This window comes from Solirubrobacter phytolaccae (genome assembly GCF_027587195.1).
Taxonomy (GTDB): domain Bacteria; phylum Actinomycetota; class Thermoleophilia; order Solirubrobacterales; family Solirubrobacteraceae; genus Solirubrobacter; species Solirubrobacter phytolaccae.
Map to the genome: position 1 here is coordinate 1 of NZ_JAPDDP010000021.1, position 23,211 is coordinate 23,211.

16 protein-coding genes and 1 pseudogene are annotated in these 23,211 nt (G+C 72.1%); 8 read left to right on the top strand and 9 right to left on the bottom strand.

What is annotated here, in order from left to right:
- From OJ997_RS38095 to OJ997_RS13565, 5 genes and pseudogenes are all read left to right on the top strand, one after another.
- Window positions 1–789: pseudogene (locus tag OJ997_RS38095) on the top strand (Hsp70 family protein); the annotation flags it as partial.
- A gap of 321 nt (window positions 790–1,110) precedes the next feature.
- Entirely contained in the window at window positions 1,111–1,926 is an 816-nt protein-coding gene (locus OJ997_RS38100; protein ID WP_372517895.1) for a DUF8727 domain-containing protein, read from the top strand.
- Window positions 1,907–3,469 carry a DUF2357 domain-containing protein gene (locus OJ997_RS13555; protein WP_270025646.1) on the top strand — a complete coding sequence of 521 codons (1,563 nt, stop codon included), beginning with the start codon at window positions 1,907–1,909 and terminating at the stop codon, window positions 3,467–3,469. Before OJ997_RS38100 ends, OJ997_RS13555 begins: the two co-directional genes overlap by 20 nt.
- A 74-nt stretch (window positions 3,470–3,543) precedes the next feature.
- Complete coding sequence (locus OJ997_RS13560) at window positions 3,544–4,092, top strand: (R)-mandelonitrile lyase (protein ID WP_270025647.1); 549 nt, start codon at window positions 3,544–3,546, stop codon at window positions 4,090–4,092.
- On the top strand, window positions 4,089–5,231 hold the full coding sequence (locus OJ997_RS13565; RefSeq protein WP_270025648.1) for an aldo/keto reductase: 1,143 nt from the start codon (window positions 4,089–4,091) through the stop codon (window positions 5,229–5,231). Before OJ997_RS13560 ends, OJ997_RS13565 begins: the two co-directional genes overlap by 4 nt.
- A gap of 145 nt (window positions 5,232–5,376) precedes the next feature.
- Here OJ997_RS13565 and OJ997_RS13570 read toward each other — a convergent pair whose 3' ends face one another.
- Window positions 5,377–6,540: an ROK family transcriptional regulator gene (locus OJ997_RS13570; protein WP_270025649.1), complete on the bottom strand. Its 1,164-nt coding sequence runs from the start codon at window positions 6,538–6,540 to the stop codon at window positions 5,377–5,379.
- Window positions 6,541–6,686: 146 nt separating this feature from the next.
- Here OJ997_RS13570 and OJ997_RS13575 point away from each other — a divergent pair, with 146 nt between their 5' ends.
- Complete coding sequence (locus OJ997_RS13575) at window positions 6,687–7,535, top strand: helix-turn-helix transcriptional regulator (RefSeq protein WP_270025650.1); 849 nt, start codon at window positions 6,687–6,689, stop codon at window positions 7,533–7,535.
- On the opposite strand, the gene OJ997_RS13580 is transcribed toward OJ997_RS13575, so the two are convergent.
- From OJ997_RS13580 to OJ997_RS13595, 4 genes are read right to left on the bottom strand one after another with little or no spacing between them, the layout of a single operon-like run.
- Window positions 7,532–8,416: an FAD:protein FMN transferase gene (locus tag OJ997_RS13580; protein WP_270025651.1), complete on the bottom strand. Its 885-nt coding sequence runs from the start codon at window positions 8,414–8,416 to the stop codon at window positions 7,532–7,534. The genes OJ997_RS13575 and OJ997_RS13580 overlap by 4 nt on opposite strands.
- Window positions 8,413–8,868, bottom strand: coding sequence for a hypothetical protein (locus OJ997_RS13585; protein ID WP_270025652.1), 456 nt, complete (start codon window positions 8,866–8,868; stop codon window positions 8,413–8,415). The genes OJ997_RS13580 and OJ997_RS13585 overlap by 4 nt, the downstream gene beginning before the upstream one ends.
- Window positions 8,868–9,596: an SDR family oxidoreductase gene (locus OJ997_RS13590; protein ID WP_270025653.1), complete on the bottom strand. Its 729-nt coding sequence runs from the start codon at window positions 9,594–9,596 to the stop codon at window positions 8,868–8,870. Before OJ997_RS13590 ends, OJ997_RS13585 begins: the two co-directional genes overlap by 1 nt.
- A 26-nt stretch (window positions 9,597–9,622) precedes the next feature.
- Window positions 9,623–10,282 carry a flavodoxin gene (locus tag OJ997_RS13595; RefSeq protein WP_270025654.1) on the bottom strand — a complete coding sequence of 220 codons (660 nt, stop codon included), beginning with the start codon at window positions 10,280–10,282 and terminating at the stop codon, window positions 9,623–9,625.
- An 89-nt stretch (window positions 10,283–10,371) separates the two neighbouring features.
- On the opposite strand from OJ997_RS13595, the gene OJ997_RS37545 reads away from it, so the two are divergent.
- Entirely contained in the window at window positions 10,372–11,250 is an 879-nt protein-coding gene (locus OJ997_RS37545) for a helix-turn-helix transcriptional regulator (protein WP_270025655.1), read from the top strand.
- 8 nt (window positions 11,251–11,258) lie between these two features.
- On the opposite strand, the gene OJ997_RS13605 is transcribed toward OJ997_RS37545, so the two are convergent.
- The 4 genes from OJ997_RS13605 to OJ997_RS13620 are packed head-to-tail and all read right to left on the bottom strand — an operon-like array spanning window position 11,259 to window position 18,785.
- Complete coding sequence (locus OJ997_RS13605) at window positions 11,259–12,362, bottom strand: alpha/beta hydrolase (protein ID WP_270025656.1); 1,104 nt, start codon at window positions 12,360–12,362, stop codon at window positions 11,259–11,261.
- 53 nt (window positions 12,363–12,415) lie between these two features.
- Complete coding sequence (locus tag OJ997_RS37550) at window positions 12,416–15,097, bottom strand: helix-turn-helix transcriptional regulator (RefSeq protein WP_270025657.1); 2,682 nt, start codon at window positions 15,095–15,097, stop codon at window positions 12,416–12,418.
- A gap of 36 nt (window positions 15,098–15,133) precedes the next feature.
- The gene (locus OJ997_RS13615) at window positions 15,134–15,886 is read right to left on the bottom strand and encodes a DeoR/GlpR family DNA-binding transcription regulator (RefSeq protein WP_270025658.1); all 753 of its coding nucleotides are present in this window, start codon (window positions 15,884–15,886) and stop codon (window positions 15,134–15,136) included.
- A gap of 7 nt (window positions 15,887–15,893) precedes the next feature.
- Window positions 15,894–18,785 carry an alpha-L-rhamnosidase C-terminal domain-containing protein gene (locus OJ997_RS13620; RefSeq protein ID WP_270025659.1) on the bottom strand — a complete coding sequence of 964 codons (2,892 nt, stop codon included), beginning with the start codon at window positions 18,783–18,785 and terminating at the stop codon, window positions 15,894–15,896.
- A 355-nt stretch (window positions 18,786–19,140) separates the two neighbouring features.
- Here OJ997_RS13620 and OJ997_RS13625 point away from each other — a divergent pair, with 355 nt between their 5' ends.
- A complete protein-coding gene (locus OJ997_RS13625; protein WP_270025660.1) occupies window positions 19,141–23,196 on the top strand; it encodes a family 78 glycoside hydrolase catalytic domain in 4,056 nt (1,351 codons plus the stop codon).
- Window positions 23,197–23,211 lie beyond the last annotated feature (15 nt).

Genomic DNA, 23,211 nt, shown 5'->3' on the forward strand with positions numbered 1-23,211 from the left:
CTGACCGCCGACAAGATGGCCCTCCAGCGCCTGTACGAGGCGTCCGAGAAGGCCAAGATCGAGCTGTCCTCCGCCCGCGAGGCGCAGATCAACCTGCCGTTCATCATCAACGACGCTTCCGGCTCCAAGCACCTGGACGTGCGCCTCACGCGCGCCAAGCTCAACGAGCTCGCCGGCCGCCTGATCGAGCGCGTCGTCGGCCCGGTCCAGCAGGCCCTGGACGACGCCAAGGACAAGGGCGTCAAGGAGATCGACCGCGTGGTCATGGTCGGCGGCATGACGCGCATGCCCGCCGTCCGCGAGAAGGTCACCGAGCTCACGGGCAAGGAGCCGCAACGCGGCGTGAACTCGGACGAGGTCGTGGCCGTCGGCGCCGCGATCCAGGCCGGCGTGCTCGGCGGCGAGGTCAAGGACGTGCTGATGCTGGACGTCACGCCGCTCACCCTCGGCATCGAGACCAAGGGCGGCGTGATGACCAAGCTCATCGAGCGCAACACGACGGTCCCGACCCGCAAGTCCGAGGTCTTCTCCACCGCCGAGGACAACCAGCACACCGTCGAGATCCACATCCTGCAGGGCGAGCGCGAGATGGCGACCTACAACAAGTCGCTCGGCAAGTTCCAGCTGGGAGGCATCCCGCCCGCGCCGCGCGGCATCCCGCAGATCGAGGTCGGCTTCGAGATCGACGCCAACGGCATCGTGCAGGTGTCGGCGCGGGACGTCGGCACGGGTGAGGCGCAGCAGATCACCGTGCGATCGGGAAGCGGCCTCTCCGAGTCCGAGATCGAAGAGGCGACCGAGCGCGTCGCCGCGCAGCGCGTCAGCTCGGCAAGCGTCGCGTCCGTCCCGGAACCGGATGAGCGTGGGGAGCGCGCCGAGGCCGAGGACCAGCCGTCGGTGCCCGACGACCCGGAATGGAACACCTGGGCCGCGCCCACCGACACCCCGGATGAACCGCCGGCTCCGTCGCCGCCACCCGCTCCCCCGCGCGCGCCATGGACCGAGCGACCACTCGACGTGATCGCGGACACGATCAGCGCGTCCGGGCTGCGGCTCTCCCCGCGGATCATCAGCCGCTACCACCTCAGCACCAAGACACGCGGACTCGTGGTGCTGACCGGCATGAGCGGCACCGGGAAGACCTGGTTGGCCGAGGCGTACGCGGACGCGATCGACGCCGAGCATCTCGTCGTGCCGGTCGCGCCGAACTGGTCGTCGAACGAGGATCTGCTGGGCTTCTGGGACCCGTTTCAGAACGCCTATCGGCACACCGCGTTCAGCGGGTTCCTGCTCCAGGCCACCGAGGAGCACGACCGTGCGGTCGCCGAGCGCCGCAAGCCGCGGCCGTTCCACGTGGTGCTGGACGAGATGAACCTCGCGCGGGTCGAGTTCTACTTCGCCAAGTTCCTGTCGGCGATGGAGGTGCGGGCCCGGACGGGCACGGCGACGCTCGAGCTGGCGCCGTCGGTCGAGGTCAAGCTGACGCGGAACTTCGTGTTCATCGGCACGGTGAACATGGACGAGACGACGAACGGCTTCGCCGACAAGGTGCTCGATCGCGCGCAGCTGATCGAGATCGAGGCACGTGAGCAGGACATCTACGAACATCTCGAAGGCCGCCCGTACCAGACGATCCTCGTCGACGTCTGGAGGTCGCTCGTGAACGTCGCGCCGTTCGCGTTCCGCGTGCTCGACGAGATCGGGAGCTATGTCGACGAGGCGGATGCGGTCGGCGTGGCGTGGGAGGAGGCTCTCGACGAGCAGGTGCTCCAGAAGGTGCTGCCGAAGGTCAGGGGCGCCAGCCCGCTGGTCGGGCCGGCGCTCCTGTCGCTCGTCTCGTTGGACGAGGCGCTGCCCGAGACGGCGACGAAAGCCCGGCAGATGCTCACCCGCTTCGAGCAGCACGGTGTCACCTCCTACTTCTAGGTGGTCGTTCGCCGATCGGCGCGGCGCGCCGCTCCCCGCGCCGGTCGAGTGGGAACGGGCCGCGGTGGTGCTGGACATCGAGCTGTCGGAGCTCGCGAGCGTGACCGTTCACGCCAACGGGCAGCCGCTGGAGCTGTCCGCGTCCCTCGTCGGTGACCGCACCGTCGTCCACGCGAAGTGGCCGCGTCTCGGCGCGGGGTTCTACCTGCTCGAGCTCAACGGTCCGGGCTGGACCGACCACGCGCCGGTGACCGTGACCCCGTCCAAGCTGACGGCGGCCGACCACGACGCGCTGATCGACGACCTCGAGCGCCGGCTCCCGGCGAACATCGCGGTCTCCCTGCAGCGGCTCGGCGCGAACGTCGGCGTCGATGTCCTCGCCGAACGTGGTGCGACGTTCGCCGAGGAGGTGCTCCGCCTGCGTCGGGCCTGCCTCGGCGAGGGCACCCGTGCCGGGTTGTTCGAGGTGCTGGAGGCGCTCAAGAGCAACCCGCACTCCGCGCTGGCCAAGCGCTCGAACTGGCGTGCCGCTCGCAGTGTCCGCCGCGTCGACCACGTCCGGCTGCATCAGGCCTACCGGCGTGCGACACCGAACCCCGACGGCAGCTGGCCGGTCCCTGAGATCCTGCCCGAGCCGCTCGACCACGCGACCGTCGACACCTACGAGAACCGCGTGATCCTGTTCCTGTGCGGGCTCGTCGAGCGGCGGCTGCAGGCCGTCATCAAGGAGGCACGACGCCGCCGCGCGCCGACCGTCCTCGCCGACTTGCTGGAGCTGGCCGCCGGTCTCGCCCAGCGCGTGCGCCAGGCCCGGTTCCTGGAGCAGGTCACGGCGCTGAGCGGGCCGCCGACCACCGCGACGCCGACGCTGCTCGAGCGCCGGTACTACCGCGACGCGTTCGAGGGCCTCGCGCAGCTGCAGAAGGGGTTCGTCGCCCGGCTCGCCCACGCGGAGATGCAGGTCGACCTGACCGACATCCCCAAGCTCTACGAGACGTGGGGAACCCTCATCGTCATCGCGGCGCTGCTCGAGGTCGCGCCCACGCTCGGCTACCGGGTCGAGCGGCACGACCTGGTGTCGCGCCGCGCGAACGAGGCGTGGGTGCACGTGCTCGGCAACGGCCGGGCGTGCGTCACGCTCGTCCGGGCGACCGACGGGACGCGACTGGAGGTCGTGCCGCAGCGAACCTACAGCCGGACGACGACGCCGCTCCGATCGCTCAGCTTCTCCCAGCGTCCCGACGTGTCGATCGAGATGACCACGGCGGCAGGCCGCTCCGTCTGGATCTTCGACCCGAAGTACAAGCTCGCGACGTCCAAGAGGTCGATGCCCAAGAAGGAGGACATCGACACCATGCACGCCTACCGGGACGCGATCCGCGACGGGGATGACGAGCGTGTCGTCGTCTCCGCCGCGATCCTCTACCCCGGGCCGTCCCAGGAGTACGGGGCCGGCATCGCCGCGATCGAGGCCCGCCCGCTCGACGGCCGCGCACTCCAAACCGCGCTCGGCGAGCTGCTCACCGTGAGCCTCGGCCGCTAGCTGGGGGGCAACGACAGGGCCCCCCGGTCCGCGAGCCACCGGGGTAGGCCCGGCAGATGGGAAATGAGCCGAAGGTGAGAACCTTCAACCGCCGCGGCGCACTTCGCCGGTTGGGCATGGCCGGCGGCGCCGTGGCCGCCCCGGCCCTGCTGGGGCCGTTGGCGGGCGAAGCCACGGCGATGCGCATCACGCGCAGCGGCAAGATCCGCACCGAGCCGGGAGCGCGCGAGCGGTTCACCGGCGACGCCTACATCGACCGGTTCGTCGAGCCCTCGGCGGGATCGAACGTCGCGGCGTCGAACGTGCGCTTCGCGCCGGGCGCGCGCACGGCCTGGCACACGCATCCGCTCGGGCAGACGCTCGTCGTCATCGAAGGCGTCGGACTCTGCCAGCGCCGCGGCGGTCCGATCAAGGTGATCCGCCCCGGCGACGTCGTGTTCTTCGAGCCCGGCGAGGACCACTGGCACGGTGCCGCGCCGAACAACTTCATGACCCACTTCGCGGTGGTCGGCGCCGACGCGTCCGGCAGCACGGCGACCTGGGGCGAGCACGTCACCGACCGTGAGTACGGCCGCGCGCCGCGCGTGAGTCGCTCGGCCACGAGACAGGAGCAGCGAGGATGAGCGTCGACACGACCGGGCAGAGCCGCCGCGGGTTCCTGCAAGGCGCCGCGGGACTCGCCGCCGTCCCGTTGCTCGTGGCCGACAGCCGCAAGGCCGCCGGCGCGAGCCGGGCCGCCACCACGCTGACCGAGCGCCGTCGCCTCGGCCGCCTCAGGGTCTCCGGGATCGGACTGGGCACGCAGACCATGCCGGGCAACCTGTACGGCCCCGTGAGCAGCCGCAAGGACATGGTCGCCCTGGTGCGGACCGCCGTCGATCAAGGCGTCACGTTCTTCGACACCGCGGAGGCCTACGGGCCGTTCGAGGGCGAGCGGATCCTCGGCGACGGCCTGCGCGGCGTGCGCGACGACGTCGTGATCGCCACCAAGTTCGGCTTCGAGATCGACCCGGTCACCGGCCGGCGCGGCGAGGGGCTCAACAGCCGTCCCGCCCACGTCCGGCGCGCGGTCGACGGGATGCTCAAGCGGCTGCGGACGGACCGGATCGATCTGCTCTACCAGCATCGTGTGGACCCGGCCGTTCCGATCGAGGACGTGGCGGACCTGATGAAGGAGCTGATCCGGGCGGGCAAGGTGCTGCATTGGGGCCTCAGCGAACCCGGGCCGCAGACCGTGCGCCGCGCGCACGCCGTCCAGCCGCTGGCCGCGATCCAGAACGAGTACTCGATGGCCTACCGGGAACCCGAGCGGCAGATCCTGCCGCTGTGCCGGGAGCTCGGCATCGGCTTCGTGTGTTGGGCGCCGCTCGCCTACGGGTTCACGACCGGCACGATCAACCCGTACACCCGCTTCGCCGAGGGTGACTTCCGGGCCTCGGTCCCGCGCCATGCGCAGGAGAACATGGCCGCCAACATGCCGTTGGTGCAGCTGATCCTGGACTGGTCGGTGCGCAAGGGCGTCACGCCCGCGCAGCTCTCCCTGGCCTGGTTGCGCACCCGGCAGCCGTGGGTCGTGCCCATTCCCACCAGCACGCGCCTCTCGCACCTGCTGGAGAACCTCGGCGCCGAGGAGGTCACGTTCGGCCGCGAGGAGCTGAAGGAGCTCACCGCGGCTCTCGACGCCATCACCATCCAGGGCGCCCGGCTCCCGCCGCCGGTGCTCGCGGCCACGGGAGTGGAAGCGCCGCCGCGCCGCGCCTAGGGCAGGTACGACGGGCTCGTCGGCCGCCGCCCGATGAGGGTCGGGCGACGGCCTACGAAGCACCGGTCGCTCGCGCGGACCGCGCCTGGGGTTGTTGACAGGCACGGGCCGACGAGCAACCTCTTCCGGGTGCTCGACCCGAAGCTCACATGCGTGCGGCCAGGACCGCCGGCGCCCGCTCGAGCTGCATCGCGGCGGCGCCGAGCACCTCGGCCCGCTCTCCGAGCTCGCCGACGACGATCTCCACGGTGTCGACGGCCGGGGCGACGGCGCCCCGCGCCACCGCTGAGCGCAGCGGCTCGATGAGGATGTCGCCCGCCGCCGCGAGGTCGCCGCCGACGATCACGCGCTGCGGGTTGAGGAGGTTGACGGCGCCGGCGAGGGTGCGGCCGACCGCGTCGGCGGCGTCGATGATCGCCCGCCGCGCGCTGCGGTCCCCGACGCGGGCCAGCTCGATCAGCTCCGTCACCGAGACCCGCTCACCATGGCTGCGGCTGAACCGCTCCGCGACGACGACGGAGCTGGCGACCAGCTCGAGGCAGCCACGGTTGCCGCACCGGCAGATGTGGTCCGTCTCCGCCACCCGCGTGTGGCCGAGCTCTCCGGCGATGCCGGCCACGCCGGCGTACGGAAGCCCGTCGAGGATCAGCCCGACGCCGATACCCGCGGACAGGCGGATGTACAGCGCATCGGAGATCCTGCGGGCTGCCCCGAACAGGCGCTCGCCGACCGCGCCGGCGTTCGCGTCGTTCGTGAGGCGGATCGACATCTGCAGGCGCTTGCGCAGCTCGGCGACCGGCTGGATGCCGCGCCAGGCCGGCAGGAAGTCGCGCGCGTGCACGGTGCCGGTGCGGGCGTCGATCGGGGCGGGCAGCCCGACTCCGACGCCCATCACGCGGGCGGCCGGAACGTCGGCGTCGCGCAGTGCGGCGTGCGCGAGCTCGCAGGCGCGGTCGAAGGTCTCGAACGGCAGCGCGGTGAGATCGGTCGGCTCGGCCTGGAGCGACAGCACCCGGCCCTGGAGGTCGCAGACGGCGCTGCGGACCTGGTCCCGGCCGATGTCGAGCCCGATCGCGAAGGCGGCGTCGGGCGCGAGCGAGATGCGCAACGGAGGGCGGCCGATCAGCGGCCCCTCGCTCTCCAGCTGCGGCCGCTGCACGACGAGCCCGGCCTCTTCGGCCTCGGCCACGACGTTGGTCACCGTCTGGCGCGACAGGCCGAGCACGGAGACGAGCTCGGCGCGGCTGCACTCGGGATGGCGAAGGACCGCGTCGAGCAGGCGCACGCGGGTGCGGACGCGCTCGTCCACGGTTCGTTCTGTCGAAGCGGTCATCGTCATCGTCGCCGGTGTCGGACCACTATGCCCGCGGGCAACCGGCCCGTGAGGGGTCCTGTGAAAGGGGTACTGACAGGGCCCCTCAGATGCGCCAAGAACGCTTTACGGTCGCGATGACCGTGAACGCCACCAACGACATCGCCGAGTTCCTGGCCAGCCGCCGCGCGCGGGTCACGCCGGAGCAGGCCGGCCTGCCGAACCGCGGTGACCGGCGGGTTCCCGGGTTGCGCCGTGAAGAAGTCGCCTCGCTGGCCGGCGTCAGCGCGGACTACTACCGGCGCCTGGAGCGCGGGCAGGTCGCGGGCGTCTCCGAGCTCGTGCTCGAGGCGCTCGCCCGCGCGCTCCAGCTCGACGAGGCCGAGCAGACGCACCTCTTCAACCTCGCCCGCGCCGCGAACCCGGTCGCGGCCCGGGGCGTCGGGTCGGCCAACGCCCGCGTGCGTCCGATCGTGCACCGGTTCCTCGACCAGATCGAGGCGCCCGCGATCGTCGACAACCGCCCGGGCGACCTGCTGGCGGCCAACGCGTTGGGGCGGGCGCTGTACGCGCCGATGTTCGAGAGCTCGGAGCAGCCGGCCAACACCGCGCGGTTCACGTTCCTCGACCCCATGGCGACCGAGTTCTTCCCGGACTGGGATCACCTCGCGACCGGCCTCGTCGCGTCGCTGCGATCCAAGGCCGGGCAGCACCCGCACGACCGCAGCCTCCAGGACCTCGTCCGCGAGTTGTCCGAGCGGAGCGAGGCGTTCCGCGTCCGATGGGCGGCGCACGACGTCCGCTTCCATCGCACGGGCAGCAAGCGCCTGATGCACCCGGTCGTCGGTGAGGTGCAGCTCAGCTACGAGACGCTCACCCTGGACGCCGACGACGGGCTGCGGCTCGCGCTCTACACGACCGCTCCCGGCTCCAGGAGCGAAGACGCGCTGCAGCTGCTGGCGAGCTGGGTCGCGGCCCCGAACGACCGCTAGGCGAAGGTCTCGCCCTCGAAGCCGTCGGACGTCTCGAGTCCGTCGGGCCGCATCCGCACGAACGAGAAGCCGAACGCCGGCTGGAGGCGGTCCGGCTCGGTCAGGAAGAGCGCCGTGGCGAGGCCGTCGGCGAGCATCGCGGTCTCGGCGATCACCCACGTCGCGAGCACCCGGTCGACGCACGTGCCGGTGCGTGCGTCGAGCACGTGGTGCAGGCCGGGCCCCCACGCGCGGCGGTTGGCGGCGGACGCGCACAACGCCCGGTCGTGCAGGTCGACCGTGCCGACGACACGCAAGGCGTCGAGCGGGTGCTCGAGCCCGACGCGGATCGGCGCGTCCCCCCGCTGGCGGAGGTCCCCGCCGGCGTCGACGACGAACGCCTCGACCCCCTCGTCCTCCAGCACCTGGGCGACGAGATCGACGAGCTGTCCCTTGCCCGCCGCGCCGACGTCGATCAGCACGGGGCGATCGGTGGTGATCGTGCGGCCCCGGCGCCGGACGTCCGGCCAGCGGGCGCGTCGCTCGTGAGCTCGGACTCGGTCCGGGAGCGGAGCGGCACGCAGGGAGTACGTCGCGTCGTAGCCCAGGAGCTCGAGGTCACGGCCGACCAGCGGGTCGAGCGCCCCGTCGGTCAGCTCGTGCAGGCGGTCGTAGAGGTCGAGCAGCGCGACGGCGTGCCGCGGCAGCTCGAAGCGCCCACCCGCCGGCGCCGCGGCGATCTCGGTGACGAGCGAGTCCGGCCGGAACCGCGACCAGGTGCGGTCGTAGTCCTCGATGACGTCCTGGATCCGAGCCCGCGGCGCGGGGCTCAGCGGCCGCGCGGTCTCGATCTGCCAGCGGGTGCCGATGGCGTCGAGCTCGAGCAGCCCGCCGGACGTCACGAAGCGGCCTGGTCCTTGATGCGCTCGATCGCCTGGTTGAAGCCGTCCGGGGTCCCGCTGGACCCGGCCAGCCGGGAGACGCGCACCTCGTCCAGGCGCTTGCCGACCACCGCGTCGGGGACGGCCTCCGCGAAGCGCTCCTGGTAGTCGCGTGACGTGGCGTTGGTGGCGTTCGCCGTGACCTCGACGTCGGTCACGCGGTTGTCGCGGAGCGTGAGGGCGACGTCGATGTTCGACGGCAGGCCGCCGTACCACCCCTTGGCCTCGTAGTCGCCGTCCCGGTAGGTGGTGCCGGCCTCCGCGCGCGGACGCTGGGCCGTCGCCGTCGCCGTCGCCGTCGCGGTCGGCTGTGCACCGTCGCCGGGCGGCGCGTCGCTGCCGCAGCCCGTGGCGAGCGTGGCGCCCGTGAGCGCCAGCGCCACGAGCGCGCGGCCGTCACGGACCGACGCCATCAACCGGCCTGCGCGGTCGGACGGACGAGGATCTCGTTGAGCGTCATGCGGCGCGGCCGGGTCACGGCGAAGGCGATGATCTCGGCGACGTCCTCCGGGCGGATCGCGAGATCCTTGACGAACGCCTCGGTGGCCTCCTTCGTGGCCGCGTGCGTGATGTGATCGGTGAGCTCGGTGCCGACCGCGCCCGGTTCGATCACGGTGACCCGCACGTCGGGCTGCAGCTCCTGGCGCAGCGACTCCGACCAGCCGTTGATCCCCCACTTGGTGGCGGCGTAGACGCCGTTCGTCGGGCGCGCCGTGCGGCCGGCGACCGAGGAGATGTTGATCAGGTCACCGCCGCCGTCCGCACGCAGCGGCTCGAGGAAGACCTCGGTGGCGGTGATCGCGCCGAGCAGGTTGACCTCGATCATCTGGCGGTAGTCCGCGCGTTGCTCGGACGAGAACGGGCCGAGCAGCATCACGCCGGCGTTGTTGACCAGCACGTCGACGCGACCGAACGTGTCCTGGACCCGTTCGGCGGCGGCGACCAGCGAGTCGCGTCGGGTCACGTCGGCCTCGATCGCGAGCGCGGCGCCGCCGAGCTCGTCGGCCAGCGCCTGGAGGCGGTCCGCGCGGCGGGCCAGCAGGGCGACGCGGTAGCCGTCGGCGGCCAGCGCGCGGGCCGTGGCCTCACCGATGCCGGACGAGGCGCCGGTGATGACGGCGACGGGGGATTCAGTGCTCATGTCCTTCTCCAGTACCCATTGAGTCCTCAACGGCGCAGACGCGTGCGACGCAGCCACGCGTCGACTTCCTCGCGCGCTTGCCGCACCCGCTCGCCCTGCACGGCGAGCCCGGTGCCGATGCGCGCGCCCTTGCAGGCCTCCTCGTACACCTCGGGCGTCGTGCCGAGCTCGCTCATCGCGTGTGTGGTCACGGGGTAGACGGTCTTGCCCGAGAAGTCGTAGCGCTCCGCGAACGTCGACATGATCATCGGCGCGCGGACGTTCCAGATCGGGCTCGCGAGGATGATCACGTCGTAGCGCGCGATCGACGCCGGCGGCCGCACGATCGCCGGCCGGGCGTCCGCGTCCTGCTCTTCGACGTTGCGCCGGACGGTCTCCTCGTAGTCCGTCGGGTAGCGGTCCACCTCGCGGATCCGGTACACGTCGCAGCCGAGCCGTTGCCGGATGGTGCGGGCCAGCACCTCGGTGTTCCCGACCTTCAGGTTCCGCCGGCCGCCGAAGTGGTAGTTCTCCCCCGGGCGGGAGAAGTACGCCAGCAGGATGCTCCGCCGCTCGCGCGCTTCGCTCACGGCGTCCGCGCCGCAGGCCGTCAGCGTGGCACCGGCGGCCCCCACGGCGGCGATGCGGAGGAAGGATCGTCGGTCGATCGAGTTCGCGTCGTGCATGTCCATACCGACTCTGCCCACCCGCGCGGCATTCTCAGGGGCCCCATCAGGACCCCCCACGCGCGGCACGGGAGGTCTACCGTCGGGGGGAGCAACCGAGAGGTCAGACCGTGAACCCCGCCACCGACATCGCCGAGTTCCTCACTTCACGCCGCGCGAAGATCACTCCCGAGCAGGCCGGGCTGCCGAGCTACGGCACGCGACGGGTGCCGGGTCTGCGCCGCGAGGAGGTCGCGTCGCTCGCCGGGGTCAGCGCGGAGTACTACCGGCGCCTGGAACGCGGCCAGGTGACGGGCGTCTCGGACCTCGTGCTCGAGGCACTGGCCCGCGCCCTCCAGCTCGACGACGCCGAGCGGACGCACCTGTTCGACCTCGCGCGGGCCGCGGGACGCGTCGGTGTCGTCTCGCCGAGCCGCGCGCGTGCGCCCAAGACGCTGGTCCGTCCCATCGTGCAGCGGCTGCTCGACCAGATCGAGGCGGCGGCGATCGTGGGCAACGTCCGCGGTGATCTGCTGGCCGCCAACGCGCTCGGCCGGGCGCTATACGCGCCCGTCTTCGAGAGCCCGGAGCAGCCCGCCAACAGCGCGCGGTTCACGTTCCTGGATCCGGCGGCGCCCGACTTCTATCCCGACTGGGACCGGCTCGCGTCCGAGCTCGTCGCGACGCTGCGCTCGCAGGCCGGGCGCAACCCGCACGACCGCAACCTCCAGGACCTGATCGGCGAGCTGTCGACGCGCAGCGACGCGTTCCGCGTCCGCTGGGCCGCCCACAACGTCCGCTTCCACCGCACCGGCACGAAGCGCATGCACCACCCCGTCGTGGGCGAGCTGACGCTCAGCTACGAGACGATGACCGTCGACGCCGACGCCGACGACGGCCTGCGCGTGGCGCTCTACACCGCCGAACCGGGGTCGGCCTCCCAGCAGGCGCTCGACCTGCTGGCCAGCTGGACGGCGACGCCCGCGACGGACGCCACGCCCCGCGCCTGACACGCCGCTCAGCTCAGGCCTTTGCGCGCGAGGAAGCTTGCGATGTGGCGGGCGATCCGCTCGTTGTTGAGGTCCGAGAAGAGGAAGTGCGTGTTGCCGCGGATGCCGACCGCGGGCAGGTGCACGAGCGTCGCGTCGCCGCCGTGCCGGTTGATCGCGTCGACCCACAGGCGCGCCATCGCGAGTCGCACCCGCCAGTTGTCGCGGCCCGCGATGTCGGTCGGCTCGGTGGGGATGTTGTCGCCGTAGTAGACGGCGATCGGGATCCGCGTCAGCCGCCGGAAGTTGGCCAGGGACACCGCCTCGCCGTTCAGGGTGCCGGCGGAGCTGGGCATCGGCGGCGGGACCTCACCCTCCGGGAACACGAACCCGCTGCCCGGCTCGAGGGCGACGACCCCCTTGACCCGGGGGTTGACCATCGCCGTGCGCCAGCCGAAGCCGCAGGCCTGCGAGTGGGTCATGAGGATGCCGCGGCCGATGCGGTCGAACACGGCGGAGACGCCGTCCCTGAGGAGGTTCCCGTCGATCGGCCCGGTGTCGGGGACCATCTGCCGGAAGAACTGCTCGAGCGCCTGCGGATCGTCGGGGAACTGCACGCCGGGATAGAGGTTCGGCCACAGCCCGAGGCGGAACTGGTTGTAGAACCACTGCTCGTCGGTGGCGATGTCAACCGTCGCGCGCTGGGTCGTCCGGCCGGCCGCGCCGCGACGCGGTTGGTCGAGCGTGTACACCGCGAACCGACGGCGCAGGAAGAGGGTCTGGAAGCCCTCGCGCCCGTCCGGGGTCATCCCCCACGACGTGCCGGACTCCTTGAAGCCGTGCCACAGCACCAGCGGAAGCGCGCGGGGACGGTCGGGCACTTGGTAGAAGACGCGCGCGTGGTCGCCGTGCAGCGTCTGCCCCGCCGGGTTGGTGGGACGCCGCGGATCGAACGTGCCGGGCGTGGTCACCACGCTGCCCCCGACCGCGAAGCCGCCCTGATCCCGGATCACCAACGGGCCGAACCCGTCACCTTCGGCAGCCGCGGCCGACGGCGGCAGCGCGCCACCCACGGCGACCGCGGGCACGGCGACCGCCAGCCGTTGCAGCACGTCTCGACGACTCATCTTCATCGGGCACGCCCTACCCTTTATGAGCGCTTGCTGAGGGGCCCTGTTGGTGCCCCTCAGAGCTGGATGTCGTTGCCTCGCGCGCGCCCGCGCAGCTCGGTGCGCGAGCGCACGCCGAGCTTGAGGTAGACGTTGCGCAGGTGGAACTCGACCGTCTTCGCGCTCAGCATCAGCTCCTTGGCGACCTCGCGGTTGGTCATGCCGGCGACGACGAGGCGCGTGACGGCGGTCTCCTGCGGCGTGAGGCGCGCGTAGTCGCGGGTCGACCGCACCGCGGGGCGCAGGCCGCACGCGGTCAGCTCCTGCTCGCACCGCCGGAGCGCGGGTTGCGCGGAGAGCGCGGTGAACGTCTTCCGCGCCTCGAGCAGCAACTCCGAGGCGACGCGCCGCCGGCCTTCGCGCCGCAGCAGTTGCGCGTGGGCGAGCGCGACGATGGCGCGCTCGTACGGCATCTCGAGCGACTCGAGCAGCTCGCGCGCCGCCTCGAACGCCTCCGTGGCCCCGTCCCCGTGGCGTGCGATCGCGACCCGCGCTCGAGCGTGCAGCAGACGGGCCGCGAGCAACGGGTACCGCCGAGCCGTCGCCAGCGCGGCGGCCTCGTCGATGAACGCCGACGCTTCGTCGAGGCGCTCGAGGTCGACCAGCGCGTGCGCATGTAGGTGCTGCCAGGGCAGCACCGTGAAGTCGGCCTGCAGCGCGACCACCGGGCGCAGGTGCTCGAGGACGTCCGCCGGACGCTCCTGCGCGGCGGCGACCTGCGCGGCGAACAGGGCTTGCAGCGCCGTGTGGCGTTCGAACTCGGCGCGCTCGGCCACGACCACCGCCGCGAGGCGCTGCACGCTCTCGAGGTCCCCGCGCGCCGTCGCCACCAGCGACGCCGCCCACTGCGCCTGGGCGAGCACCCAACGGTCCTCGGACTCGGTCGCGACCGCCACCGCGCGCTGGGCGGAGACGACGGCGTCGTCCCACGCGCCGGCCAGGAACTGCACGCGCGTGTGGCCCGCGAGCGCCATGCCGGCGACGACGAGCAGGCCTTCCTTCAGGCCGACGTCGGACGCGCGGGCGAACAGGTCCTCAGCCGACCGGATCTCCCCCTGCGCCTCGAGCAGCCGTGCCTTCAGCGTGAGGAGCACGTAGCCACTGCCGGGCGCCGGGGCGTCACGGTCCATGAGCCAGCGGTCGAGCGTCGCGTGCGCCTCGTCGATCCGCCCCGCGAACGCGAGGCCGTTCGCGAGCGACGGCGTGGCGAGCATCGCCGTCCCCGGATCCCCCGGGAGCATCGCGATCGCGCGCTCGGCCCACTCGATGGCTTCCTCCCCACGCAACCGCGAGCTGGCCAGGAACGCGCGGCGCTGCGCGATCGTCGCCGCGAGCCGCGGGTCCTCGCCGCGCGCCGCCCACGCTCGGTCGAGCCGCTGCTCGGCCACGTCGAGGTCGCCGGCGAACATCGCGAGGTAGGCCCAGACGGTGTCCCGGCGCACGCTGTCCGGGAGCTCCGAGTGATCGGCCAGCCGACGCGCGGCGCCGCCGTCGCCCGAGTACATGAGGGTCTCGATGGCGTCGAGCGTCAGCCGTTCCCGATCGGACGGGTCGGTGGCGACCCGCCGGGCGGCGAGCAGCGCGCGGATCGCCCCCGCCCACGCCCCGCGCGCGCTGTATGCACGGGCCGCGGCTTCGAGCTCGGCGAGCAGCGCGTCGTCCGCGCCGGCCGTCGCCTCCACGCGGTGGTGCAGGGCCGCCTCGGCCGACGGGGCGAGCTCGGCGGCCGCGCGGTGCAGCTGCTCGCGCCGGGCGTGCGGCATCGCCTCGTGGACGGCCGCACGCGTGAGCGGATGCGTGAAGACGAGCCACGTGCCGTCCTCCCGTTCGGCCACCGCGACCAGGCCGGTGTCCACGGCACGGTCGATCGTCGGCAGCGGGTCGGCGAGCTCGGCCAACTCGAGCACCGCGTGCAGCTGGGCGCGGACGCCGAGCACCGCGAGCGTGTGCAGCAGGGCCACGACGTCGTCGGGGAAGCGGCGCAGCTGCACGTCGACCAGCTGCGCGTACCGGCGCGGCACCGGCAGCGACCGATCGTCGTGCAGCCAGCTGCCCGTGGCCGGCAGCTCGCGCAGCACGGCCCGCAGATGGAGCGGATTGCCGCCCGTGTGCTCGACCAGCCGCTCGGCGGCGCCGGCGGTCAGCGCCACGCCCGTTTCCTCCGCCAAGGAGCGCGCGTCGTCGGCGAGCAACGGCCGCGGCCGGAGCACGGACTCGTCGGCGAGCTTGAGCCAACCTTCCGGCAGCGCCACCGCGGCCGAGCCGCGCACCACCAGCACGAACAGCGTCGCGCTCTCGCTCAGACGGCGCGCGCAGAACAGCAGCGCGCGCACGGAGGCCTCGTCGGCGAGGTGCGCATCGTCGATCACGACCACCGTCCGGCGACCGCCGTCACTCGCGCCGAGCAGCTCGATGAGCTCCAGCCCCACCGTCAGGTGATCCCCGGCGCCCAGCACGTCGACCGTGCCGGCACCCGCCGACCGCATCAGCTGGTCGACGATCGCGAAGCTGACGCCGCGCTCGGTCTCCTCCCCGCTCGCGCGCAGGATCCGGTCCTCGCCGCAGCGCTCGAGGAAGCGCTCGACCAGCGTCGTCTTGCCGATCCCCGCCTCCCCCTCGATCAGCACGACCTGCGGGGTGCCGTCGGCCGCGTCGGCGAACACCTCGCCGAGCGCGGCCATCTCAAGCTCCCGGCCCACGAAGGCCTGCACCGTCTGCACGCTGCAAGGAATAGCTCACACCGTGCGGACCGTCACGCCGTCCGCATGCAGCCGTGGGTCGTCGACCTCCGTCAGCACGAGCGACACACGCCGCAGGGAGGCGATCGCGTGGCGGCCGTGCGTGCCGAGCTTGGACTCGTCGACCAGCAGCGTCGCGTCCGCCGCCTGCTCGAGCATCGCCTGCTTGACCGCGGCCTCGAGGTCGTCCGCGTCGGTCAACGTGCCCGTCGCGGCGAGGCCCGTGACGCTGAAGAACAGGCGGTCGACGAAGTGCTCGCGGATCATCCGCACCGCGGAGGGTCCGACGAACGAGCCGGTCAGGCGCCGGTGCGTGCCGCCGATGACCGACAGCGGCACGTCGTGCTCGGAGCTCGCCAGCACCTGCATCGCCGGGCCGCTGTTGGTGAGCACCCGGACGTCGAAGCCGGTCTCCGCGATCCGGCGCGCCAGGAAGTACGCCGTCGAGGACGAGTCCAGGAACACCGTCTCCCCCGGCACCAGCGTGGCGAACGCCGCGTCCGCGAGCCGCAGCTTGGCGGTGGCCGCGACGGTCACCCGCTGCGAGAAGGAGTTCTCGGGCGCCGCGATCGACGGCAGGACCGCGCCACCGTGCGTCCGGCGGGCGGTGCCCCGCTCCTCCAGCAGCACGAGGTCCCGCCGCGCGGTCATCGGCGACACGCCGAAGCGCGCCTGGAGCTGGCCGACGGTGACGGCTCCGTCCTCCATCAGCATCTCGCGGATCTGCTCTCTGCGCGCTTCGGCGATCATCGTCGTCCTACGGCGTCGTCGTGCTCAGCGTGAACGTCAGCGTCCGGCTGTACGTCCCGGTGCGGAGCGGGTCGTTGGCGCCGATCGCCTGCCGGAAGGTGATCGTCACCGGGTCGTTGGACACGGGTGCCGTCCAGGTCGACTTCGAGAACGCCACCCGCAGCGGCTGCGGCAGCGAGAACGCGCCGTTGGTCAGGTGGCCGGGGTCGGAGACGCTGAGCGTCGCGTCGCCGGCCGTCGAGAGCACCTTCGCGTCGGTGGTCGCCGTGTAGTCGCTGGCCACGCCGGGGACGAACGGCGGGAACGTCGCGGGCGTGCCGAGCGTCAGCGCCAGCGTCGCCGGCACGGTGCCGCCGACCGTGCCCGGCGTGTCCGCCGTGACGGTGCCGAACGCGAACGTGTGCGTGCCCGTGACGCCGGTGAACTCGACCGCGCCGTCACGCTGCGTGCCGGCGAAGCCGCCGACCGAGCGGCCGTCCTGCCACACCACCGCGCCGTCCACGGCGATCGTGCGCGAGCGCCCGAGCAGCGGCACCCGGACCGTGCCCGACGTGCCCGCCGGCGCCGCGACCGTCAGCTTGAACGTGCCGTCGCCCCGCACCCAGCGAGAGGACAGGCCGCCGAACGGGGTCGGGAGCGTGGCCTGCGCCCAGGCGAGCTCACCCGGCTGCGGATCGACGATCCACGTCTTGTAGCCCGCCGCGACCGGCCGCGCACCCGCGACGTAGTGGCTCAGGCTGGAGACCGGCCCGCTACCCCAGCCGTGCGCGAGGCTCGCGTTGGCGTCGACGTCCGTGCCGTCCTGGTTGAGCTTCTCCCACACCGTGCCGGTGTAGTACGGCCCGTTCTCGTCGGTCATCTGGTCCCACATCAGGTGGATCAGGTCGATCGCGCCCTTGGTGTCTCCCGCGTGGAAGCGCGCGTCGACCTCCTTGCCGGTCACGAACGGGCTGATGACCGTCGAGTAGTTGGCCTCGGGCGAGTACGGCTGTGGGCCGAACGTGCCCCAGAGGTTGCTGCGCAGCCAGCTGAGGATGCCCGCGCGGGCGCTCTCGGGCGCGATGTCCCACATCACCGCTTCGGAGTTGGCGTCCTGCGGGATCGCGTTGCCCGAGGTGGCGCCGTTGTTGCGGTCGGCGAGCTTGTAGACGCCGCGCGTCGCGTCGAACAGCGTGGCGTTGAGCCGGGCCTTGACGTCCGCGGCCTGGCCGGACCACAGCACCGCGTCCGCCTCGTTGCCGAGCTCGCGCGCGAGGTAGGCGGCGTCGGTCAGCGCCTTGTAGTAGATGGCGTTGTAGGCGGTCACCGCGCCGGGCTTGCCGCCGTCGTAGAAGTCCCAGTCGCGGCCGTCGCCGCCCGCGTTGGTGATCAGCAGGCCGAGGTTCGGGTCGACCAGCGAGCGGTTGTACGCAAGCTGGCGCCGGATGATCTCGTACTGCGCGCGCACGAAGTCCAGGTCGGCTGTGTAGTGGTAGTAGCCGGCGACGCTGAGCACGTGGTACATCGAGTAGCTCGTGGAGTAGAAGCCGCCGCTCGGGGGCCAGATCGTCCAGTTCTGGATGTGGCCGAAGATCCGCCCGTCGGCGCCCTGCGTGCCGCCGAACGCGTGCAGCGTGCCCTTGATGTAGTCCGTGCCCTTGGCGCCGATGCCGATGCTGGTCGCCGAGGTCCGGTTCTGCAGGTCCAGATCACCGCTCCACGGGCGGCGGTCGCGCTTGGCGCCGTCGAGGATCACCGGGATCGTCTGCCCCGGCACGGCACCGATCGGCACGGAGTTCGTGTCGTTGGTGTAGGCGCCCTGGTACCAGAGCTTGTTGAGCTTGCTGTCGCTCGAGAGGAAGTTGCCCTGGTAGTCGGCCGCGCCGGAGTTCGGGTGGCGGAAGTCGATGCCGACGCTGCTCAGCTCGAGTGTGCCCGGCGTCGTCAGCGACACCGTCTGGAAGCGCTGGCCGCCCTGCATCAGGTTGGCCGCGTTGCCGACGCGCCCGGGCGCCGCGATCGTGAAGTTCTCCGCGCGGCTGCCGGACATGCCGACGCCGTTGAAGCCGACGCGGTCGCCCGTGATCGCGCCGGGCGTGGAGCGCACGTTCGCGCCGGCGGCCTGCGCGGCGGTGAGCGGCGTGTCGAGGGTGATGCCGGTGCCGTCGTAGCGGACCGCGGCGCCGGCGGCGGCGGCTTCCGGGAGCGGCGCGGCGAGCGTCAGCCCGGTGCCGTTGGCGCCCTGCGTGCCGACGGCCGTCACCTGCACGGTCTGCCCGCCGACGGTGATCGCGGTGTTGGGGATCAGGCCCGTGACGCTGGCCACGCGAAGGTTGGTGGCGCCCGCGGCCGCGGCGGTCGACAGCGTCGTCGCCCGGCCCTGGGTGCCGACCTCGGTGATCTTCACGCTCGCGCCGCCGAGCGTGAGCGTGTCGCCGACCACGAAGTTGGCCGTGCTCGCGACCTTGAGGGTGCGGTCCCCGGCGGCGGCGGGCGAGAACAGCGTCGTCGCGCCGGGCGTCCACAGGAACTCGCGCGCTTCGCTGTAGGCGGCGCGCAGCGTGACGGAGGTCGTGGTGCCGGAGGGAGCGACGGCGCTCGAGACGAAGAACGGGAGGCCGCCGACCTCGCGGCCGTAGTCGAGGATGATGACCGGCGCCGGCCCGGTCCCCGAGTAGGTCAGCTTCGCCGGCCCTTTCGACGGGTCGACGAGCCCTTCGGCGTTGGTCACGTCGCCGCTCGTGGCGTTGATGCGGACGGGCTTCGCGGTCGCCTCACCCGTGCCGACCACGTAGCTCTTCCAGCTCTGGTTCTCGGGCACGGGCGAGCTCGACAGCTCGACCGGTCCTTGCGCGAACGCCGGCGCCGCCGCCAGCGCGGTCAGCCCGAGCGACAGCCACGCGATGCGTGCTCTCCTCACGATCTCTCTCCTCGCGTTGTGTTCGACTGCGGTCGAGTCACCTACGCCTGGCCCTCGACTCGACCAAAGCAGCCCTAACGCGGTTGTACAGAACGCTTCTGGAGGTTCGCGCCGGGGAACCGGAGCGGCCGACCAAGGGTTCCAGCGCCACAAACCCTGGGTGCCGGGATCCCTAGGTCCGAAGCACTAGGGCTTTTCCCCGGCGCGAGGCATGAGAGGCCGACTTAGAGTCGCTTGCTGATCGATATCGGTCTGTTGTTCCAAGTGAGGAGAGAAAATGGTCACCAAGCACCGACCTCGACGGTCCAGGAGGATCCGTCGCGGTGTCGCGTTGGCTGCCGTAGCATCGGCGGGGTTGTGGACCTCGACGGCAGTGGCCGCTCCGGCGCTGAGCACGAGCGAGCTCAAGACGGGTCGCCTGTCCCAACCGCTCGGCATCGGCGACAGCACGCCTGACTTCAGCTGGAAGCTCAGCGGCGCGGGGCGCGCGGCCCAGCAGTCCGCCTACGAGATCCGCGTGGCCACGTCCGAGGCGCGGCTCGCGTCGGGCCCGTACCTGTGGCAGTCGGGCAAGGTGGCCTCCGACGAGGTCAACGACATCGAGTACGGCGGCGCTCCGCTGCCCTCGCGCCAGCCCGCCGTGTGGCAGGTGCGCGTCTGGGACGCGAACGGTGAGGCGTCCGCGTGGAGCTCGCTCGCGAGCTTCGAGACCGGGCTGCTCGACCAGTCGGACTGGGGCTCGGCGAAGTGGATCGAGCTCGCCGGCCGCACGACCCAGCAGCCGCTGCCGATCTTCGCCCGTGGCTTCACGCTCGACAAGAGCGTCCAGAGCGCACGCCTGCACATCAGCGGGCTCGGGCTGTTCGACGCCAAGCTCAACGGCGCCGCGCTGACCGACGAGGTGCTCGCGCCGGGCTACTCGAACTACCAGCTGTCGGCCGAGTACCGCACCTACGACGTCACGAGCAAGCTCCGCAGCGGGGCCAACACGCTCGGCGTCGAGCTCGGCCAGGGCACCGCGCACAACGTCAAGATGGCCAACCCGGCGCCCGGCGTCGCGCGCACGAACTCGTTCGCGTGGTGGAGCAGCTCCGCGGTCGGCAGCGGCACACTGCTGGACGCCGCGCCCGCCGGCGCGACCAACGTGCGCGTCTCCAGCGTCGCGAGCTACTACGTCGGCGGCGCGATCAACGTCGACACCGGTGACGGTGGCGAGCGCTTCGAGTCGCGCACGATCACGTCGATCGGCACGGCGCCGTCGAGCACCGCGCTCGCGTTCCCGGCCGCCGCGGGCGACACCAACGTCAAGGTCACCAGCGTCACCGGCCTGGGCGTCGGGGACACGCTCCGCTTCGACGGTGGCGGCACGGCGACCGTCACGGCGGTCGGTACCGCCCGCTCGCAGACCACGCTCTTCTCCCCCGTTGCGGCGGGCGCGACCAACGTCAAGCTCGCGGCCATCACCGGCATCGTCGCGGGCAACACGCTCGCGATCGACGGCGAGACCCGCACGGTGACCGACGTCGGCACGCAGGGCCGGGCGACGACGCTCGCCGCCGCGGCGGACGCCGGCGCGACCAACGTGCGCGTCGCCAGCGTCACCGGCCTCGTCCCCGACAGCACGATCACCATCGGCGGCCAGACGGCGCGCGTCACGGCCGTCGGCACGCAGGGCGCCGCCGGCACCGGCCTCACGCTGGCCGAGCCGCTCGCCGCCGCCGCGGCCAACGGCGCCGCGGTGCGCTACGACGGCACCGGCGTGTCCTTCACGCCCGCCCTCGGCGCCGCGCACGCGCAGAACGCGACGGTCGTGAACTCCGGCTCCGGCCTCACGGTCTCGGCGCTGGACCGCGCCTACGCGACCGGCACGGCGGTCACCACGCCGGGCACGGGCATCACGTTCACGCCGGCGCTCTCGAGCGCGCACGCCGCGGGCTCGCTCGTGACCGGTTCGGGCAACCCGATCGCCAACCTCGACGCGAGCGCCGGCGCGCAGGTCACGCCGCGCCTGATCGGACGGCTCGAGATCACGTTCACCGACGGCTCCACGCAGACGATCGTCACCAACCGCGACTGGCAGGCCGCGTTCGGCCCGGCGGTCACCGACCACTGGTTCGGCGGCACGGACTACGACGCCCGCCGGGAGCTCGCCGACGCGAGCGATCTGAGCGCGTCGGCCACGCGCCGTGACGGCAGCGCCGTCGAGTGGCGCAGCGCGGGTCTGGTCCCCGCGCCCAACCTCACCACCAAGCTCGCCGCCCGGCGCGCCGAGCCGGTGAAGGTGCAGCGGACCTGGACGCCGGTGAGCGTCACCAACCCGCAGCCGGGCGTGTGGGTCTTCGACCTCGGCCAGAACTTTGCGGGCTGGCCCGAGCTCCGCCTCCCCGCGGGGTTCCCGGCCGGCACGGTGGTCAAGGCGCTGCCCGCCGAGACGCTGAACGCCAACGGCACCGTCAATCAGGCGTCGATCGGCGTCGGTGGCCGCGGCTCGGACATCTTCGCCACCTACACCACGCGCGGTGCGGCCGGCGGCGAGACCTGGCATCCGAAGTTCAACTACTTCGCGATGCAGTACCTGCAGGTGACCGGTCTCCCGGCGGGCTTCACCCCCACGACCGATCTGGTCCGTGGCCTGCAGCTGTTCGCCGACGTCCCGAAGGCCGGTGACGTCGAGACCGACAACGCGCGCATCAACCGCCTGCACGACATGTCGGTGCACTCGATCGAGAGCAACCAGATGTCGACGTTCACGGACTGCCCGGGCCGCGAGAAGCTGCCCTACGGCGCCGACTACGTCCAGCCGATCGGCTCGCTCAACGTCAACTTCGACTACGCCGCCTACCTGCGCAACATGCAGGTCCAGCTCGTCGAGGGCCAGTCCAAGCAGGGTCCTGACGCGGGCAACGTCGCGCTGAAGACGCCCGTCTACGACTGGGGCTACTCGGGCCAGTTCGGCGACGAGATCAACTGGGGCTCGTCGATCGTGCAGGTCCCGTGGCTGCTGCACAAGCTCTACGGCGACACGCAGACCATGCGTGAGTTCTGGGAGCAGATGAACACGTACATGGACTTCGTCGCGCGCCGCAAGGCCGGCACCGGCGCGGACGCGTACATCGTCACCGCCCTGCTCGCCGACTGGGTCTCCAACGAGCAGACCTCCCAGCAGATGTTCGGCACCTGGGGCTACTACCTGTCCGCCAAGTACATGTCCGAGATGGCGACCCTGATCGGCCGCACCCAGGACGCCGCCCGCTACGGCGAGCTCGCGGCCAGCATCAAGACCGCCTACAACGCCCGCTTCTACAACACCGCCTTGAAGCGGTACACCGCGGCCGGCAACGCCGGGACCGCCGGCGCGACCCAGGCCGCGCAGGCGATCGCGCTCGACGCCGGCCTCGCCCCTGAGGCCGACCGCCCGCAGATCCTGCAGGCGCTCGTCGACAACATCTACGCCTACGCGCCGTTCGGCGGTGGCCCGCACTTCAGCGCCGGCCACGTCGGCCTCGGCCCGGTCGTCCGGTCACTCATGGAGGGCGGCCGGTCGGACGTGCTGTGGGACGTGATGCAGGAGAACACGCGGCCCGGCTACGGCTTCCTGCTGCAGCCCACCGCCGCGCACCCGAACGGCATGACCACCATGCCCGAGCGCTGGACCCTCGGCGACTCCCAGAACCACGTGATCCTGCTCCAGATCGAGGAGTGGTTCCACACCGGCGTGGCCGGCATCAAGCAGTCGGCGAGCTCGATCGCCTACCGCGACCTCGTGTTCAAGCCGACCCCGGTCGGCGACCTCACCCACGCCAAGGGCCACTACACCACCCCGCAGGGCACGGCCCGCAGCGAGTGGCGCCGCAACGCCACCGGGATCACCCGCTACGACGTCACGGTCCCCGCCAACACGACCGCCACCGTCTACGTCCCCGCCAAGAGCGCGGCGCAGACGTTCGTCGCCACCGGCAGCGGCGACGCGAAGCACCTCCGCTACGAGAACGGCTACCAGGTCTACGACGTGGCCTCCGGTGACGTGACCTTCCTGCAGGGCACGAGCACCGACCTCCCGGTCGGCGGCACGGTCCCGGCGACGCTCTCGCTCTCACTCGGCGCGCCGGCGACGTTCCCCGCGTTCGTCCCCGGCGTGGACCGCACCTACGACGCCAGCACGGACGCCAAGGTCATCTCGACCGCCGGCGACGCCACCTTGTCGGTGTCGGACCCGGGCCGGCTGACGAACGGCGCGTTCTCGCTCCGCGAGCCGTTGCAGGTCTCGTTCACCAAGTCCCGCTGGACGGCGCCGATCTCCAACGACCCGGTGACGATCGCGTTCAAGCAGCACATCGCGGCCAACGAACCGCTGCGCACGGGCACGTACAGCAGGACGCTGACGTTCACCTTGTCCACGACGACGCCGTAACGCCTGCGTGACGTG

Excerpts from the sequence above, each read along its gene's own strand:
- OJ997_RS13605 (WP_270025656.1), bottom strand. The coding sequence starts at position 12,362 with ATGAAGATGAGTCGTCGAGACGTGCTGCAACGGCTGGCGGTCGCCGTG.
- OJ997_RS13585 (WP_270025652.1), bottom strand. The coding sequence starts at position 8,868 with ATGGCGTCGGTCCGTGACGGCCGCGCGCTCGTGGCGCTGGCGCTCACG.
- OJ997_RS13565 (WP_270025648.1), top strand. The coding sequence starts at position 4,089 with ATGAGCGTCGACACGACCGGGCAGAGCCGCCGCGGGTTCCTGCAAGGC.
- OJ997_RS13590 (WP_270025653.1), bottom strand. The coding sequence starts at position 9,596 with ATGAGCACTGAATCCCCCGTCGCCGTCATCACCGGCGCCTCGTCCGGC.
- OJ997_RS13615 (WP_270025658.1), bottom strand. The coding sequence starts at position 15,886 with ATGATCGCCGAAGCGCGCAGAGAGCAGATCCGCGAGATGCTGATGGAG.